Genomic DNA, 1385 nt, shown 5'->3' with positions numbered 1-1385 from the left:
CGGTACAACGTCGTGCCGACGATGCCGCGTTCGCCGGCGCGGTAGGCGCCGTTGCGCCTGGCGGCGGCGGTCTGCACGCGGTTCTGGATATAGCCCTGCTGCAGGCTGGTGAGCACGCCGCCCTCGGCCTCGATGCGCTGGAATTCTTCCCAGGCGGCGGCGCAGAGATCGTCGGTCAGCGCCTCGACCGCGCCCGAGCCGCTGGCGGGGTCGGCGACTTGGCCGAGATGGCTCTCCTCGGCCATGATCAGCTGCGCGTTGCGGGCGATGCGGCGGGCAAAGCCCGCCGGCAGCCCATGCGCGATCGGGTGCGGCAGGATCGAGATCGAATCGGCGCCGCCGGTTGCCGCCGCGAAGGCTGCGATCGCCGTGCGCAATATGTTGGTCTCCGGGTCGGCCATCGTCATCATGCGGTAGGAGGTCTCGGCATGGATGCTGGCGGTCGAGGCCGGGATCGAGCAGGCTTCCTGGATGCGCGCCCACAGCTTGCGTAACGCCCGCACCTTGGCCATCGACAGGAACTGGTCCTGGTCGACGCTGAGCGCGAAGCCGATATACGGTGCCGCATAGACCAGCGGCTGGCGCGCCTTCTCGAACATCCTGAGATAGGACACGACGGAGGCCATCATCGTGCCGAGCTCCTGCGCCTCGGTGGCGCCGGCATTGTGGAAGACGCGGCCGTCGGCCTCCAGCAGCACGCCCGGCACGCCCATCGAGAAGAAATGCGCCAGCGACTGCGGCATCGATTCCTGCAGCGCCTCGATCGAGGTGCGCAGCCGTCCGGTGCCGGCGAAGATCGCCGCTGGGTCGATACCGAAGGACAGGTTTAGCTTGGTCGGATCGGAGCGGCGTTTGCTCAGGAAGGCGAGCAGCCAGTCGGCCACGGCGCGGCTCCAGGGATGGGCGTCGATGCGCACCTGCACGCGGTTGAGCGGCACGCCGTCGAGCACCCTTTCCAACGCTTCCGCGGTGCGCGGCAGGCCGTAGCCGAAGGCATTCGGCGCTCCCTCGAAGACAAGCGACAGGCCGGTGGCGCCATGGGCGATGTCTTCCAGGGCTTGCGCGCTGGCCCGGGCGATGTCCGGGTCGTCGACGCGCTGGCTGACGATCCAGGGCGCCGCCGGGTTTGTGCGCGGCCATGGATCGGCGGCCGTCGCGCGCTGGCTGAGCGGCTCGATGCGGATGCCGTCGTCGCTGTGGGAAACCAGCCTGTCCTCGAAGGAGCCGCCGGCAAGCGCCTTTTCGGCGAGCGCCAGCCAGCGCTGGCGGTCAGCGTTCTGAAGGTCGACTTCCCTGGTCAAGGCGCCGGCGCCCATCCGCACTCCTGATTTTTCTGCCGCATCAATTCGAACCGTCAGTCTAAGGTTCCCTGTCCGATATCACAA

At 68.4% G+C, this 1385-nt stretch carries 1 protein-coding gene; it reads right to left on the bottom strand.

Annotated elements, in window-relative coordinates; all coding sequences use genetic code 11:
* A partial coding sequence (locus EOA28_RS35745) for a methylmalonyl-CoA mutase family protein (RefSeq protein WP_128315846.1) occupies nt 1-1316 on the bottom strand: 1316 nt, incomplete at its 3' end.
* Nucleotides 1317-1385 lie beyond the last annotated feature (69 nt).

The sequence above is a fragment of the Mesorhizobium sp. M2A.F.Ca.ET.067.02.1.1 genome, assembly GCF_004023285.1.
Classification (GTDB): Bacteria; Pseudomonadota; Alphaproteobacteria; order Rhizobiales; family Rhizobiaceae; genus Mesorhizobium.
This window is presented reverse-complemented; position numbering and strand designations above follow the sequence as displayed.